General features: G+C 59.2%; 12 protein-coding genes and 3 pseudogenes. 4 read left to right on the plus strand and 11 right to left on the minus strand.

What is annotated here, in order from left to right; genetic code table 11:
* Nucleotides 1–677 (minus strand): transposase (locus tag AC1RQP_RS36905; RefSeq protein ID WP_492942300.1); only part of this gene is annotated, 677 nt, incomplete at its 3' end.
* Between the two features lie 170 nt (nucleotides 678–847).
* A complete protein-coding gene (locus AC1RQP_RS36910; RefSeq protein ID WP_492942302.1) occupies nucleotides 848–1,696 on the minus strand; it encodes an SDR family NAD(P)-dependent oxidoreductase in 849 nt (282 codons plus the stop codon).
* A 304-nt stretch (nucleotides 1,697–2,000) separates the two neighbouring features.
* Here AC1RQP_RS36910 and AC1RQP_RS36915 point away from each other — a divergent pair, with 304 nt between their 5' ends.
* On the plus strand, nucleotides 2,001–2,642 hold the full coding sequence (locus AC1RQP_RS36915; RefSeq protein ID WP_492942304.1) for a hypothetical protein: 642 nt from the start codon (nucleotides 2,001–2,003) through the stop codon (nucleotides 2,640–2,642).
* A gap of 127 nt (nucleotides 2,643–2,769) precedes the next feature.
* Here AC1RQP_RS36915 and AC1RQP_RS36920 read toward each other — a convergent pair.
* The 5 genes and pseudogenes from AC1RQP_RS36920 to AC1RQP_RS36940 all read right to left on the minus strand — a co-directional run bounded on the left by AC1RQP_RS36920 (nucleotide 2,770) and on the right by AC1RQP_RS36940 (nucleotide 8,503).
* A pseudogene (locus AC1RQP_RS36920) lies at nucleotides 2,770–3,395 on the minus strand (tyrosine-type recombinase/integrase).
* Nucleotides 3,396–3,666: 271 nt separating this feature from the next.
* The gene (locus AC1RQP_RS36925; protein ID WP_492942306.1) at nucleotides 3,667–4,833 is read right to left on the minus strand and encodes a lactonase family protein; all 1,167 of its coding nucleotides are present in this window, start codon (nucleotides 4,831–4,833) and stop codon (nucleotides 3,667–3,669) included.
* Between the two features lie 357 nt (nucleotides 4,834–5,190).
* Nucleotides 5,191–5,472 (minus strand): LysR substrate-binding domain-containing protein, encoded by a 282-nt coding sequence (locus AC1RQP_RS36930; protein WP_492942308.1) that lies wholly within the window; start codon nucleotides 5,470–5,472, stop codon nucleotides 5,191–5,193.
* A 35-nt stretch (nucleotides 5,473–5,507) separates the two neighbouring features.
* Nucleotides 5,508–7,277 (minus strand): adenylate/guanylate cyclase domain-containing protein, encoded by a 1,770-nt coding sequence (locus AC1RQP_RS36935; protein ID WP_492942310.1) that lies wholly within the window; start codon nucleotides 7,275–7,277, stop codon nucleotides 5,508–5,510.
* A 686-nt stretch (nucleotides 7,278–7,963) separates the two neighbouring features.
* The gene (locus AC1RQP_RS36940) at nucleotides 7,964–8,503 is read right to left on the minus strand and encodes a hypothetical protein (RefSeq protein WP_492942312.1); all 540 of its coding nucleotides are present in this window, start codon (nucleotides 8,501–8,503) and stop codon (nucleotides 7,964–7,966) included.
* A 74-nt stretch (nucleotides 8,504–8,577) separates the two neighbouring features.
* On the opposite strand from AC1RQP_RS36940, the gene AC1RQP_RS36945 reads away from it, so the two are divergent.
* Both AC1RQP_RS36945 and AC1RQP_RS36950 read left to right on the plus strand, forming a co-directional pair.
* Entirely contained in the window at nucleotides 8,578–8,808 is a 231-nt protein-coding gene (locus tag AC1RQP_RS36945; protein WP_492942314.1) for a hypothetical protein, read from the plus strand.
* A gap of 691 nt (nucleotides 8,809–9,499) precedes the next feature.
* A complete protein-coding gene (locus AC1RQP_RS36950; RefSeq protein ID WP_492942316.1) occupies nucleotides 9,500–9,751 on the plus strand; it encodes a hypothetical protein in 252 nt (83 codons plus the stop codon).
* Nucleotides 9,752–10,340: 589 nt separating this feature from the next.
* Here AC1RQP_RS36950 and AC1RQP_RS36955 read toward each other — a convergent pair.
* Nucleotides 10,341–10,670 carry a hypothetical protein gene (locus tag AC1RQP_RS36955; protein WP_492942318.1) on the minus strand — a complete coding sequence of 110 codons (330 nt, stop codon included), beginning with the start codon at nucleotides 10,668–10,670 and terminating at the stop codon, nucleotides 10,341–10,343.
* A gap of 305 nt (nucleotides 10,671–10,975) precedes the next feature.
* Between AC1RQP_RS36955 and AC1RQP_RS36960 the strand changes: the two genes are divergently transcribed.
* A complete protein-coding gene (locus AC1RQP_RS36960; protein WP_492942568.1) occupies nucleotides 10,976–11,923 on the plus strand; it encodes an ABC transporter substrate-binding protein in 948 nt (315 codons plus the stop codon).
* Nucleotides 11,924–12,301: 378 nt separating this feature from the next.
* Here the strand turns inward: AC1RQP_RS36960 and AC1RQP_RS36965 are convergent.
* The 3 genes and pseudogenes from AC1RQP_RS36965 to AC1RQP_RS36975 all read right to left on the minus strand — a co-directional run.
* Nucleotides 12,302–12,814 (minus strand): annotated as a pseudogene (locus AC1RQP_RS36965) (phosphotransferase); the annotation flags it as partial.
* Nucleotides 12,815–13,010: 196 nt separating this feature from the next.
* A pseudogene (locus AC1RQP_RS36970) lies at nucleotides 13,011–13,214 on the minus strand (tyrosine-type recombinase/integrase); the annotation flags it as partial.
* A 52-nt stretch (nucleotides 13,215–13,266) separates the two neighbouring features.
* A complete protein-coding gene (locus tag AC1RQP_RS36975) occupies nucleotides 13,267–14,448 on the minus strand; it encodes a hypothetical protein (RefSeq protein ID WP_492942320.1) in 1,182 nt (393 codons plus the stop codon).
* Between the last annotated feature and the right edge of the window lie 269 nt (nucleotides 14,449–14,717).

The raw sequence follows: 14,717 nt of genomic DNA on the forward strand, positions 1-14,717 counted from the left end.
CGAACCTGATCACGATCAGTGGAATCCGTGATCACCATCGCCTGGAACACCTGATCACCATCCCTGGAATACGCAGAGGGTGACACGAACTTCGGCGTGACCTCAGTCGCCGCTCCGAAAGCAGCATCATCGAGGACAGCCAGATACTCGTCGATCGCTCGGCCGGCAGCCTCCGGTGGAAGTCCCTTGTCGCCTTCGATCCCCTTCTGCCGATTGGCATCGGCCTTGATCAGGCTCGCGTCAACGGCAAATCCTTCTCCGCCGACCAGTCGCTCCTCGATGCAGCGGCCCAACACGCTCTCGAGTACGCGACGGAAGAGGTCGCTCTGCCGGAAGCGGCCATGCCTGTTCTTAGAGAATGTCGAGTGATCCGGCACCGCGCCATCCAGACCGAGCCGGCAGAACCACCGATAGGCCAAATTGAGGTGAACCTCATCGCATAAGCGCCGCTCCGATCGAATGCCGAAGCAATAACCGATCAGCAGCATCCGGATCATCAACTCGGGATCGATCGAAGGTCGACCGATACTGCTGTAGAAAGGTGCCAGCTCTTGCCTGACCTGTTCAAAGTCGACAAATCTATCGATCGACCGGAGCAAGTGGTCGGCGGGAATATGCCTTTCGAGCGAGAACTCATAGAACAACGCAGCCTGTTCGGCTTGCCGATGCCCCATCATGATCTTCAGTCCTGCCAATTAGACAGACTGAATCACTGATCCCCCTGCGTCGCACCAGCGGCCTTTTTCAACACAATCGACCCATTGCGGACATGGCCGGATGACCGACAGAATCGTCTCAGCGCCATGACCATTAAAAACACCGATCGGGTAGGAGAAAGTCTGCGCACTCAACGCTTCGGGGTGCGCCCGCGGATATGGTCAAAGCCTTGCTTGATTCCGGCGAAGCGCGCTTCGACTATCGGCTCAAATTCGAGGTCGGTGAAGATATAGGGCCAGTCGTTTTCGACGCCTTCGCGGACGAGTTCGCCGACATAGAGGGGGTCGATACCTTGAGTGACTCGTTCCCGGATCTGATTGATCCGTTCGGCAATCGGGCCCGAAGTCGGCGGGGCTCGGACTGCCCCCTCGAAGCGCTTGGGGAGGTTGCGGCTCGAGTTCATGATTTGAGTGCGGATGTAGCCGGGACACAGTACCGATACGCCAATTCCGCGGGGAGCGAGCTCTTGCCGCAATCCCTCGGACAGCGCGACAACGCCATACTTTGAAACGTTGTATGCAGTGCTCGCTCCTGAAATGACGCCTGCGATCGAGGCTGTGGAGACGATATGTCCACCCTCGCCATGCTGCTCGATCAACGGCCCGAAGATCTCGATCCCCCAAATGGTCGCCATCAGGTTGACGCCCAAGGTCCAATTCCACGCCGCATCGGTCCAGCTGCCGTAGGGCCCACCTCCGCCGACGCCCGCGTTGTTTATGAGAATATGGACCTTGCCGTAGCGGGCGGTCGTGGCTTCTGCGGCCGCCGCGAGTTCGGCTTTGAGCGAGACGTCTGCCTTCACGCCGTCGACATCGACGTTGGTGAGTCGCAGTTGCTCGATCGCTGCGGACAGCGCCGCCTCTTCAATATCGCAAAGCATCACTTTCGCCCCAGCCTGGGCGAAAGCAGTCGCGATCCCCAATCCGATACCGGACGCCGCACCGGTCACGAATGCCGTCTTTCCTGCCAGTTCCTTCACGCGCATTCTCCCCTGCGAGCGGACACGACAGCCTCACAACGCCAAGTTTTACCTGACGCTCACCGCACTTTCAAACGATTCGGAAGTATCGGGGATGTCCGTTTTGGAACGTGGCTGACCTCGGCCCAACCGACCACGGCCATGCAGGCTCCCGAGGGCAGCCTTTGACACGAAGCGGGCTCGCCCGCTTTTTACCGGCAAATCGACTGCCGACTTGTTGCGATCTCTTTCGTAGGCAGAGAGTTGCCTGATACCATCCGTAACGTCTTGGGCGATGCGACAAACAGAACTCCAGGGTCGCCGCATGAAAGACGTCGAAATCCTTTCGGAAGACCAATGGCACGCTGATTGGCGGCAGGAACGTCGGTTGACGCTGCTGTTTGAACCGTCGATCAAGGAGGATGCTCGGTGCGGACCGCTCGCCGAAGAGTTCTGGCTGCCCCATTGGCAGAATCGGCTCGATTTCGTCACGCAGGCCGCTGATTTCTGTGCCGACGAAGACGAGTATAGATTGAGGGACCTGGACAAAATCGTAATCCAGCGAGGTGGGGAAAATGCCGAGTTGGAAGGTAGCACCTTCGATCTCTGCGAGCTCAACGAGGCCCGAGAGCTTGGAATGCAGCACTATTCGAGCCACACCCCCGTCTTCGCCGATATCCGCCTCACCGCAATCACATTCGATCATCTCAGGGAACGGTTACAAGCCGCTGTAATCGACAAACCAGAGGCGGATCGTGTGCTCTTGGCGTGCGGTTTCATGGCCGGCGACGTAGCCATTCCGCGTCCGCGGCCTGTCAAGCCACATCAGAAGCTTCCCAACGCGATCTCTATCGCCCGGAAGACGCCGCGCATCTGGTTCGAAATCGCTCGCGCCAGTGAGACGAAATCGCGCTGGGTGCCGCTTGAAATTAAAAGCCTCGGACGTTGGATGGCGATTGAGCGGTAAGGAGCTCTTGAACGCAACACGAAACGAACCGCCTCGAATGATCCACACGCGTTGGAGAGGCAGGTCCGTTGTTGGCCCGGCGCCGTCTGTGAGGGCAGCGCAGAGCACGTCTGCTCTGTCGCCGAAGTCAGACGTCAACTTGTTCTGCTATCGCGAGGGCGTCGTCGACTTCGATGCCGAGATATCGAACGGTACTCTCGATTTTCGTGTGCCCCAGAAGGAGCTGTACGGCTCGCAGGTTGCCAGTTCGGCGATAGATCAAGGTCACCTTGGTCCGGCGAAGGGAATGCGTCCCGAACAGGTGCGGGTCCAGTCCGATGTGAGCGATCCACTGGGATAGCAGTCGGGCATACGGGCGGGTCGTCATATGACCACTCCGCCGCCGGCCAGTGAACAGGTATTCTCCTGACTTTTTACCGGTAATCCGCAGGTAATCATCAATTGCCTGCCGGGTCGATTCAGTCAGTTCGAATTTGACGGGGCGCCGGTCTTCTTTTGTCGGACGGTCGCGCGGTCGGCCGCATGTCCGCCTGGCGCAAGGTCATCGACTTTCAAGGCTACGACGTCGCAGCCCGCGCAGCTTGCTGTCGACGTTGAACAGCGCCAGATCGCGCATTCGGCCTTCGACTTGGAGCTTGGTTCGGATTGACCAGACGTGCTTCGGACGGGGGGGCGGCTTTGCGCCGACGATCTTGCCTTGTTCCACGGACTGTGTTTCGAAACGGCAGGGGGAGCGCTCAGGATATCTGTCATGTTGACCTCCTCAACTCGTGAGGTTGGCCATTTTGAGCCCTGAGCCCCTCATCCTGCGTCCGCTTTCAGATGATTAGAGACGTACTTGCGTCCAATTCAAGCGATGAGAGGGCCGATTTGACCCGTAGCGGTCAGGGGCAAGCATGGGACGCCGTTCGCGGTCTTGGCCCGGGCACTGAAAGGCGATTGCCAATCTTCTGATTACAGAATGAAGGCCCGATTTGGAGCGGGCCTTCGACTTCTGAGCGCCAGATAATGGGTGCAAGACAAGCTACGGCCCCATCCCGGCCGAGGCGGGATGTCCCGGCACCTGGAAGCGCTTGCCGGTATCCGTTACGTTCGTGCCATCTACCTTCAGTATCGAGAAGTCCTGTGTCAGATAGTTGCCGACGAGAAGGTATTTGCCGTCAGGACTGAATACCGCGGCCTCCGGCAGCCCACCGACCTCAATATCTTGTATCTTGCTCACTTTCTTCCCATCAATCTTCAGCACCGTGATGCTGCCGTTCTTTTCGTAGAAGTATGCGTTCTTCATGTTGGAGCCGCGCAGAATCACGGCAACCGCGACGTCGCCCTTGGGACTGATTGCAAGACCCTCGGGACCGTCGCCCACCACCACGCGATCAATGATGCGCGGCGGATTGCTCTCCAGATCGATGACGCTCGTGGTGTCCACGCTTCCATCGGAGGCACCTGCGTTGCCGTTGTCCGAGGTCAGCGCGATTTTCCCGCCGGGTGTGGTCGCGACATTGTAGGGCCACTGGCCGGCCGGCAGGTCAATCTTGTTGTACGTCACCTTGTCGCCTGCGATGTCCAGCATTGAGATCTTGTGAGCAGGAAAGCGGGCTACCAGGGCTCGCTTACCATCCGGTGTGAACGTCACGTGCGACGGACTGTCCGGCATCGCAACGGTGTCCGTAATTTTCACATCCGTGCCATTCACGGAGAGGACGCTGATCGAATTGTCTCCGCGATTGGCGACGAGCGCCATCTTGCCATCTGGACTGAAGCTGAGCCCGGACGGCTGCTTCCCGCCAGTGAGCGTCGCGGCCAGCTTGGGCGGATCGGCCTGCAAGTCTACGACGTAGATCTTATTGTCGAGCATCTGTTTCAGCGCGTCTCCGTCCTTGACGACATCGACGGAGTCGGCGACCAGCGCGATCGTTCCGCTGGGATCGATCGCAACGTTCACGGGCGGTCCGACCACCGAGTTCTTGAGCGGCAGGGCAGCGACGATCTGGGGGGTTTCAGGAGAGGCGAGATCGACGATGAGAACCTGATCCTTTCCGGCTGCTGAAAGAACGGGCTTGCCGCTGTCGTCCCACAGAAGCTTCTCGTCCAGCCCCACGACCATAAATGGCTTCGCGTGCCCAGTGCTAAAGCTTGTACTGAGCAGCATGACGGCAAACGACAATTCTATAGCGCGGTTACGCAACATCTTGGCGTCCTCCCAAAAATTACGACTGCCTCTCAAGGGCCGATCTTGACAGCTTACGCTGTGAAGCACTCGTTCGCTAGTAGTGCCTTGTCTACTCGTGGCCCCTGGCTGCCCATCGATCACAGGCCCGGGACATCCGCTTTGGACGTGAGCCGAACAGTGTATCTACGCCGCAGTGGGCAGTCTTTGACCCTGGCTGTGTGAAAACTCAAAGATCGAAACGCGACGAAGAATGATAATCTCTAAGTTGAATCCGCTTGCGCGTGGAGCGACTAAAACGGTCTTGAACGAATAAACTTCTCTATCGCAATTGAGCGTCTTCGTTTTCACACATCCCAGACCCGAAGCCGACGTTAGCTAAGGCGACGGAGCCTGCTTGAGAGCGAGGACTTGCGCTTCTTTCCGGACAATAGTGATGAACTGCTTGACGACTGCAGACCGATCGCCTCGGCGGGAAGCAAGCTTGAGCGCAGCGCTTGGCCGAACGGGACCCCTGAGCGAGCGATATGTCACGCCTTCCATGTTCATCCGCTGGAGCGACGAGGGAACGAATGTAATGACGAGACCCGCTCCAACCAGGCTCAACGTCGAAGCAATGCGAGGGGTCAAGAACGAGATCCAACAAGCTTCCGTTTCCACAATTCAAATGCTCAAACTGGAGATCTTGCCGTCCATCATCGCAAGTACGAGACACCCGCTCGACGCAAACCTTCGGTGAGGTGATCGCGGTACTTCAAGTCGAGATAGGGCGTTGTAACTTCATATTGCCGCTGCGGGTCTTTCGGTTGCCGGGAGATGAATTCCTGCAATAATGGCCGTGCTCCCTCGAGACGTCCAAGTTGGCCCAGGCTGGCGAGGAGAACTCTCAGGGCGAGATAGGGGCGTCGTGCACGGACCGCTAATTCGCCGTAATGCACGGCCTCCTCGTAGTTCTCCTGATGATAGTGAGCCAACGCGACGAAACTCAGGAAACTTCCCGCCTGCGGATCGTTGGGATTTAGACGAAGGCTGCGCAGTAACGAGTCGAGAGCTTCGGTGAAGTGCCCGATATGGACGCGAACCAAACCGAGTGAGAAAAAGCCCAATGCAAAATTTGGGTTAAGGTCAATCGAACGTTGCGCCTCCGCAAGCGCTTGGGTGTGCATTTGCCTCAACAAGCTGGCCCAACAAAAAGCGTAGTGGCAGTAGGGGTCGCGGTCGTCGAGTGAGACTGAACGCGCGGCCGCGGCATAGATCTCCGACACATCCCTCACGGGATCGCCGCTCCAGCCATACCAAATGCGAGCATTCAGGGTGCGGGCAAGCGTCATGTGCGCCTGGGCAAGGTTCGGATCAAGCGTCAGTGCCTGTCTTATCAGGGTTACGGCCTGATTGTGATCCTCAGATCCGAGCTGCGAAAAATGCCACATCGCACGCATGCAGCAATCGAACGCATCGAGATTTCCAACGTTCTTACGAAAGGCACGTTTTCCTTCGATCAGCAACATCTCAGGCTCGATGGCACCGACTACGCTCTGTGTGATCTCGTCCTGAATGGCGAATATATCAGCCAAATCGCGGTCGAATCGCTCGGCCCAGAGGTGATTGCCCGTTTCTGCTTCGATTAGCTGTCCCGTGATCCGCACGCGCTGCCCGGCCCGTCGTACACTGCCTTCAAGGATGAATCGTACGCCTAGTTCGCGAGCGACCTGCTTCACGTCGACGGCTCGCCGCTTGTAGACAAACGTCGAGTTTCGGGCGATGACGAAGAACCATCGGTGATGAGAGAGAGCGGTAATGATGTCCTCTGTAATCCCGTCCGCGAAATATTCCTGCTCTGGATCTCCGCTCATGTTGGAGAATGGCAGGACGGCAATTGAAGGTTTGTCCGGAATGGCGAGTGCACCGGCCAGAATGCCGCTGGCGACCGGATGCTCAGGTTGCCAGTCCACCGAGTAGACCGAGACCGGACGGCTAATATTCTTAAGTGCGCGCTGTCCAATCGGCGAGAGTGCAAACTTCAGCTTGCCCTCGATCTGATCGCGCACTGCACCTGAGATGCAAATTCCGCCCGGTTCAGCCACCCCCTCGAGTCGCGCAGCTACATTCACTCCATCGCCGAGCAGGTTGTCGCCATCCGCCATGACGTCGCCGACGTTAATGCCAATCCGAAACTCCATCCGGCGGTCCTGAGGAAGATCGGCATTGTGGCGATCAAGCGCGCGCTGGATTGCCACGGCGGCGCGTACCGCCTGCACTGCGCTACTGAACTCCGCAATTACGCTATCTCCGGCCGTCCCAAAAACCCTGCCCGCATGCTCGGATATAAGATCCGACATCGTGCGACGATAGGCGTCTAAAGTCCGCAGGGTCGCTTCCTCATCCGTCGACATCAAGCGGCTATAGCCGGCCACGTCCGCCGCCAAAATGGCAGCCAAACGTCGTGTGATAGAGGGATCGTTCATGGTCAATACGCCCAATATCTGGCTGCCAATTTAGCACATGTAGACATAAATCGCATCCTCCTGCCGCCCAAATCTTCTGCGTGAGTACGATGACCTAGGATCGCGCCGTGGAGCCGTTACTCGCCGGTGCCGATCAAGCGAACCCGAAAACGTTGATGTTCGATCAGGCTGCCACCTAGTAGGATCTGATTCCGCCGACTCGGTAGAATCCCGTCCCTTGAAGCTCGGTGAAGATTTAATGGTCATCGAGGTCGGCGAGAAGGTTGAGGTCCGAAGACTTGCCAAACCCTGATCCGAGCTAAACGTGACCAATTTGCTGCGCTGCATGAGTCCGGATTTGGCCTGAGGCGAAATCGCGCAGAAGGGTACCGAGATCCGGTGCCACATAGGCAGCGGGCCCAGCCGGGGGCTGTTTCGATCGCTGCTTCTGACCCGACGCGGACCTGCGCCACGCGGCGGACTACGGGAGGCCCCCCGCTCAACCGCTATTGTCGCGGTTTACCGTGCATTGCACCCAGTGTCCTCGGCTACCGACCCAAGGCACAGAGGCGCACCAACGCGGATCATTGCCCAGAATGCGAGTAGCAGGAGGTGAGCTGCCAAACCCTCTCCTATGACGTCACCTGCCGTCCTGCCCGATCAGAATGAGGCCCGCTCCACCATTGGCCACCATCAGGATGACCGGTTCACCCGCCCATCTCCTGATCGGCTCCATGGCCATGATAAGGAATTTCGCCGATCGGCTGGTCGAGATACTGAAGCCTTAGCTGCGGCGCGACTTCGGCGGGAGCAAGCCGAAGGCCCAGCAATTGCGCGCGCGCATAGATGTTCCGCAGCGTTGCCGTTTCGCCTTCAAAGCCAAGTTCGGCTGGCGATACGGCAACAAACTCGACCTCGGCTTTCCTCGCGCTGCGAGTAAAGGCCGGCCGACCGGTAATTTCGTCAGCCGAGCTCCCAACACCGCAGCCCAGTCCACTCATCGCGCGGCGAACGGCAGCTAGATTCGTAAAGGTCCCGACGGTGATCCTCTTCCACAGAGGAACGTCGGCGGCGGAGCTGAACGAAGTCCGGATGCCGCGGGCTGGCGGAGCCCCCTTGAGCGCCAAGTGATTGCGCAGGGCATCCTGCGCCGAGCATTGGGCTTCAGCAGCGTTGAAGGCGATGGTAAGCGCACAGCAGGCAAGTAAACAGACACTCCGTTGCGCAGATAGAGCAGACTGTCGCATTCTATCGGAGTCGTAAGTAATACTCATCGTCGGTGAAGCGATCCTTACCGGCGGCCGCGTGATGGATCGAGCCCATGAGCAAGGAGGCACCGCCAGCACCCAAGAAACCTCCTGAGGAGCAGCGCACGGAAGAACTGCGCGAGATCGTCATGGAGGACATCAAGGAACAGCGCGAGCTTATCGAGGATCTGCGGCGCAAATTGATTGTGGACGCGGCGCTCTCTGTAGCCTCCGCGCTACCTACTGAGACCTCGCTAGATCGGCGGCGGAAGTTCACGGTAATTCAGGGTGGACGGTCCAGCTAATCGGACTTGTTGGTGTTCCAATCGACGCCCAATAGTACGCCAAGCACTAATACCAGTGCTCGGCTCAGCTTTTCCAATGCTGCGCCCGCGCTGGGATGGAGACCGGGGAACGATTCAAAAAGTGATAGAAGTACGATCAGGAGTAGAAGCACAATCATCGCAACAACGGCTAAGGACGCCTTCTGCGAGTTGCTTGAGAATCTGACCCGCCCGGCGCGCCAAAGGGCGATTTCCACTATCAGCGGCGCTACAGGAGCCGCCTCGTCAGACTGTTTCGCCTGAGGGTCATCTATCTCACCGGGAGTATCTACTCTACGCCGCTGACGGTTCAAACAGGATATAGCCCTAGGCGGACGACTCATCGAGGAAGCTATGCGCGCACGGGAAAAAACAGAGCAGTTGCCCCTGGCGCGAAACGTGAAGACCTTTTGAGGAAGGCCCGCGTAGCCAATACCACCGCCTATATTGACGAATGGCTGAAATCGCCGGGCTTGCGGCCACCGAACTAAGGCATAAGCTTCAGGTGATTTGCGAACCAAAGGGGGGCAGCGTGACCGCGCCAGACTTGGTTTTGAAAATTGCCATCATAGGACTGGGCATCTTTTCGACGGTTCTAGGCTCTATGTTGTATTTCAATCTGTAAGAGAAAGGCCGCCTCAGTTGGATTTGGCCAGCCCCGATAAAGTTGGCCGTGACGCCACCTATCCCCAAGATCACCCTTGGCCAGATGCGACACGGTCGCGCCGGCGCGCGGGGCCTGCTCGTGTTCTGCGCCGACCACCGCTGCGGCCACATGATCAGGCTCACGCCGGCCGAGGTCGACCATTGGCCCGACGATGTCAGGCTCTCCGATCTCGAGCCGAAATTCATCTGCCGCAGACGCGGCCAACGAGGCGCCGACCTCCGCCCGGATTTTCAGCCGCCACGGATGGGCACCGGCTGATTGTCTCCGGCGATTTTTCGTTCCAACCGGGAACGGAACCGGGTCTTGGCGCCTTTCGGACCAACAGAACGGTGTGAGGGAGGTATCCATGGCTGAGCGCCGCAGGGTGAAGCAAGTTCGCTCTCTGGAGGAGAGGATGGCCGAACAGGCGGCAAAGCTCAAAGAACAAGCCGCTAGTCTCCCGGCTGGTGCCGAGCGCGAGAAGCTACTGAGGAGAGCGCATTTGGCCGAGACGGGTGCCCATTTGAGCGATTGGGTCACCTCGCCCGGGCTTCGGCCGCCCAAACTGACGTGATCGTTCGGACTCACAATTTCCCCTCAACCGCCGCGAACGGCCTCACGTTACCGTCGCACGCTGGCGGCAGGACGACGCAACAGGAACGAAGGTTTTCGGATCAGATTAAGAGTCTTGCCAGGCCCGAGCTGGCGGAGCGGCCCCGGCCTACCCCAAAAGCCCCTGAAGCCGGGGCCGTCTCTCGGCGCGCTCGATAGTGTGGAGTAAGCGTATGCGTACCGCCTTGCAGCATTATCCGGGCCCCGAACGCGAAGTGTCGGCTGACCACTTGCGTGGGTCGCGTCGCTAAGAGCTCTATTTCGGAGCGCCGGTCTGACCAGCCGAACCTGTGGTCGGCTCACTTCCAGGTCGGCCCGGAGGATGCGCCGAGGCGCCGGGCTTGTCTTGATCGGCCACGTATCCGGATTCTCCGGAGTTGCGGGTCTTGATCCCTTTGTCCGCATCACGCTGCATCTGCTCGTTGGGATCGTCAGCCTTGAGCCCTTTGTCTATATCGCGGTGCACTCCTCCTTGGTTTGCCCACTGGGCGCGGCCTTTTGCTGTTGGGCCATTGCTTGGAAGGTCATTGCGCTTCCGGCAACTACAATCGTCGCGAAAATTGCTGTTCGCATGCTTCTCCTCCATGGCCTGCTCCGCCCCCTAAACGCGCGGACTCGCAAGGTTTCCTAGCTCCGATCACTATTGTCGAAAGGCGCATCTTGCGATCAGTTGGTCACGCTCAAGCCACCTAGCCGACGAGTCGAACAGCGTTGGGGCCCTGAAATGGAATTCTTTACCCAATGTATTGTCCCTTAGCCGGAGGTCGATTGATCGCGTGTCATGTCGGCTGTCAGGGACCCTAAGTGGACATATCTTAATGTGCTATGCTTGTCCTCTTATGCGCGTCTGGAGGTCTGGCAATGAGACGGCGCGATGTGATCACGCTGGCGATGGGCGCGATTTTGGCGGGACCGCCAAATGCACGAGCGCAGCAGTCCGCTCGTAAGGTCTGGCGTTTGGCATTCCTGAACACCGACTCGTGGGAAAGTGAAGTCCAGCGCGCCCTGTTCGAGGTTTTCAGGAACGAACTGCAGAAGCTCGGCTACACGGACGGCAAAAACCTCGTCATCGAGCGCAGAGCGGCAGAGGGCCGTATAGAGCGGCTCGATCAGCTCGCGAACGAGTTGATCGCCGAAAAGCCAGACGTAGTGGTCGCAGTTGCGACACCTGCGATAGCGGCCGCGCGACGAGCAACCGCAACCATTCCTATTGTGATGTGGGGAGCCGGGGATGCGGTTGCTTTGGGCCTTATCAATAGCTTGGCGCATCCCGGAGGAAACCTTACCGGTGTAGCCACAATGTTCTCCGACACGACCGGCAAGTCACTCGAGCTTCTGCACAGTATCCTTCCCGCAGCAACCCGAGTGGCCGTGCTGGGCTCGCCTATCCCCGCCCACAAGCGACAGCTTGAAGAGACGGAGGCCGCTGCAAAGATATTGGGTCTGGTGACCATCCCTATCTTTACTTCCTCCCGGGATGATCTCGGCCAAGCTTTCGAAAGAATGGTGCAGGAAAAGTGCGATGCACTTCTCGTACTTGCTGCTCCGATCGAGCCGCAAATTGTTTTACTGGCCGCTCGTACGAAGATTCCAGCGGTTTACCAGATCAGCGCCTTCGTGGATTTGGGTGGCCTCGCAAGCTACGGGGCAAGCCTCGCAGTGATGGGCAAGCAAACAGCACAATATACAGCCAAGATATTTCAGGGAGCCAAACCGGCAGAGCTTCCGGTCCAGCAACCTGTAGCCTTCGAGCTTGCCCTGAACCTCAAGACGGCTGCGGCGCTGGGATTGAAAATTCCGGCCGAGGTCATCGGCCGAGCCGACAAGGTGATTGAATAATGACTGCTCCTGGCCCCAAAGGAGACACTGACGCCTCGCTTCGACAGGCCACATCGGCTCGCGCGCGCGACCAAGACGGTTCAGTCTTCCGAGCGCAGCCCCGCTTCGATGCGCTGGATCAGCCGCTCCCGCAAGGAAGGCACCACGTTGCCAAGGACGACGAAGGTGCGGACGATGGGCAGATACGGCTCCATTGCCGCCGTCAGCTCCGCGAGAGACATGCCGCCCAGCCGTGCATATTCGGATTGCGCCGCCGCATTGGTCGCGCGGACGCTCCGGATTGTCGGCGATTTCCGGCGCGACCTCGGACAGGATGACATGCAAGAACCCGAGGTCGAAGGCGGCCGGCCCGCGCATCGCGAAGGACCAGTCGACCAGCTTTGGGCCTTCCGCCGTCATGATCACGTTGCCGGGGCTGAGGTCGCAATGGCAAAGCCCGTCGCGGTGCGGCAGGCGATCGATCAGCGCGAGGACATCGGTAGCGATGTGCTTCGGAATCTTCCCATCGTCGCGTCGCAACTCGTTCTCCATATAGTAGCGCATGGAGAAGACCTCCGCCGACGGTGGCGTCTTGTGAACGGACATGGCAAGAGCCGCGACGATCGCGCCCGCCTGTTCGAACGTCACCGCGCCGGTCCGCGAGAGATGCCACAGGGTCGGTCCGTCGAGGCGCTCCAGCACGATGCCGAACCGCCCGTCCAGTGTCACCTCGCCGAACACCTCCGGCACCGGGAGGCCGGCGGCTCGCACGGCGCGGATCATGCGCACCTCGTGCCGGCCGAGCAGATGAGAGACGCTGGCCTTGAACAGCTTCACCACCTGACCGGGCGCCCAGGCGTAGGCTTCGGAGAAGGCGCCTTCACCGATCTTCTCCCCCAGCGATCCCTGCATGCCCGTTCTCCGCCGTGCAGAGGAAACACCAGCGGCGAGCAAAAAGGAACCCCTCCCGTCGCGGGGCCGCCGGACATTATGATTGCCTTTCAACCTGCAGAGACCTCCGTCCACTCCGCTCAATGGTCCCAAGTCCGGTTGTGGCCCGGAGCCGCCGGTGGGAGCAGAGCAGAGCGCGTCCGCTCTGCCCCCAAACTCAGACGTCTACCTGTTCTGTCATCGCGAGGGCATCGTCGGCCTCGATGCCGAGATATCGAACGGTGCTTTCGATCTTCGTATGCCCCAGAAGGAGCTGTACGGCTCGCAAATTACCGGCTCGGCGATAGATCAAGGTCGCCTTGGTGCCGCGAAGAGAATGCGTCCCGAACAAGTGGGGGTCCAGTCCGATGTCGGCGAGCCAAGAAGACGCCGAGCGGTTTTGAGGGCTGAGACGCGCCAGCTATCGACATCGTCTACACGATGAAGTCTGTCGCACGCAGGTCCACCGTTTGGACCCCTTGCAGCGTTATCGTATTGCTGGCGGTCAGGTGGATCACAGCGTTGCCCGTCGCGCCGTCGTCGCTGATCAGGCTCTTCAGCGCAGTCCAATCCGCGAAGCCGTAGTCTTGGACGTCGACCAGATCGTGCTCCGTCACCGTGCTGCCGACGGTGCTGTTGCCTTGACCGAAATCGTGGATGAGATCCTGGCCCGAGCCCTTGTCGAACACGAAGACGTCGCTGTTTGGTCCGCCCCACATCTCGTCATTGCCGCCCTTGCCGTTCAGGGCGTCCCTGCCGCCCGTGATCGAAGCCGGCGCGGCTGGGTAGTAGTGCCGGGCGTCACCCACCAGAATGTCGGCGTACGATCCGCCCGTGAGGACGTCGTTGCCGCCATGCGCGTTGCTGGACATGGAAAAGGCGTCGCCGACCATCAGGAAGGAATAGTAGTGAAGGTTGGCGTGGAGATCGACGACGGTCAGGGCATCGTTTCCACCACGTGCATCTCCTGAAAGCTCATGCGCATCGCCGTACAAGTTTCCGCCTCCGGTCTGCGCTTCGTTCCCGATCGTGAAGGTAAGGTCGTCATTGCCGCCCCGCGCGTGATCCGTTAGGCCGGGAGCATCGCCGTACAGAACTGCCGAACCGGTCTGGCCGGTCTGATGAGTGGCCAGCGTGTCGTTGCCGCCATGAGAGTCCCCGGACATGGTGCCGCCATCGCCGACCAGCGTGTTCAATGACCTGCCGCCGAATACTCCGATGACGGTGTCATTGCCGCCCTGCGCGTGGTCGGACATGGCACCCTGGGCATCGCCAAAGAGCGAAAAGCCGTTGCGTATCGAGTTCGTGCTGTCGCCGATGACCGTGTCGTTGCCGCCTTGGGCATGGCCGGACATGGATTGCGCGTCGCCGTCGACGATGACGGTGCTGAGCGAGCCCGCGAGGTTCACCCTGAGTGTGTCGTTGCCGCCTTGGGACCGGTCCAGCAGGGTTGCCGTATCACCCACGAGAGTGAGAAACGTCATGCTCTCGACGTTGACGGTGATGGTATCGTTGCCGCCACGCGCGTTGGCGGGGAAATCAGGATCGCCGAACAGGGTTTCGAAACTGATGTCCGGGAAGGACAGTGTGATCGTGTCGTTGGGCAAACGGCGCATGACAACTCCAATTTCAGGGCAGAGAGGACGTGAAGATGCGAGAATCGCATCAACGCTCAAAGCTACTTCGGGGTGATGACCGAGATTCGCTCAGAACTGGACTTGATTGCGACCGCCGCGCAGCGTTCATCATTCCACATGCCGTCGGGGAACCGGCCACGTCGATCAACGAGTGGAGGTTTTGTCAGCTTGCGACGGTCGGGATTACAAAGGAAGACTATTGGCCTCAGTGGTACCAAAAGCTCAACGAGCGCAGGTGGAAGTGTCTG

The sequence above is a fragment of the Bradyrhizobium sp. GW821-FHT13H06 genome, from assembly GCF_058803975.1.

What these genes read in the sequence shown, in the direction of transcription:
- AC1RQP_RS36915 (WP_492942304.1), top strand. Translation starts at nt 2,001, where the DNA reads ATGAAAGACGTCGAAATCCTTTCGGAAGACCAATGGCACGCTGATTGG.
- AC1RQP_RS36925 (WP_492942306.1), bottom strand. Translation starts at nt 4,833, where the DNA reads ATGTTGCGTAACCGCGCTATAGAATTGTCGTTTGCCGTCATGCTGCTC.
- AC1RQP_RS36935 (WP_492942310.1), bottom strand. Translation starts at nt 7,277, where the DNA reads ATGAACGATCCCTCTATCACACGACGTTTGGCTGCCATTTTGGCGGCG.
- AC1RQP_RS36940 (WP_492942312.1), bottom strand. Translation starts at nt 8,503, where the DNA reads ATGCGACAGTCTGCTCTATCTGCGCAACGGAGTGTCTGTTTACTTGCC.
- AC1RQP_RS36945 (WP_492942314.1), top strand. Translation starts at nt 8,578, where the DNA reads ATGAGCAAGGAGGCACCGCCAGCACCCAAGAAACCTCCTGAGGAGCAG.
- AC1RQP_RS36955 (WP_492942318.1), bottom strand. Translation starts at nt 10,670, where the DNA reads ATGGAGGAGAAGCATGCGAACAGCAATTTTCGCGACGATTGTAGTTGC.
- AC1RQP_RS36960 (WP_492942568.1), top strand. Translation starts at nt 10,976, where the DNA reads ATGGGCGCGATTTTGGCGGGACCGCCAAATGCACGAGCGCAGCAGTCC.
- AC1RQP_RS36975 (WP_492942320.1), bottom strand. Translation starts at nt 14,448, where the DNA reads ATGCGCCGTTTGCCCAACGACACGATCACACTGTCCTTCCCGGACATC.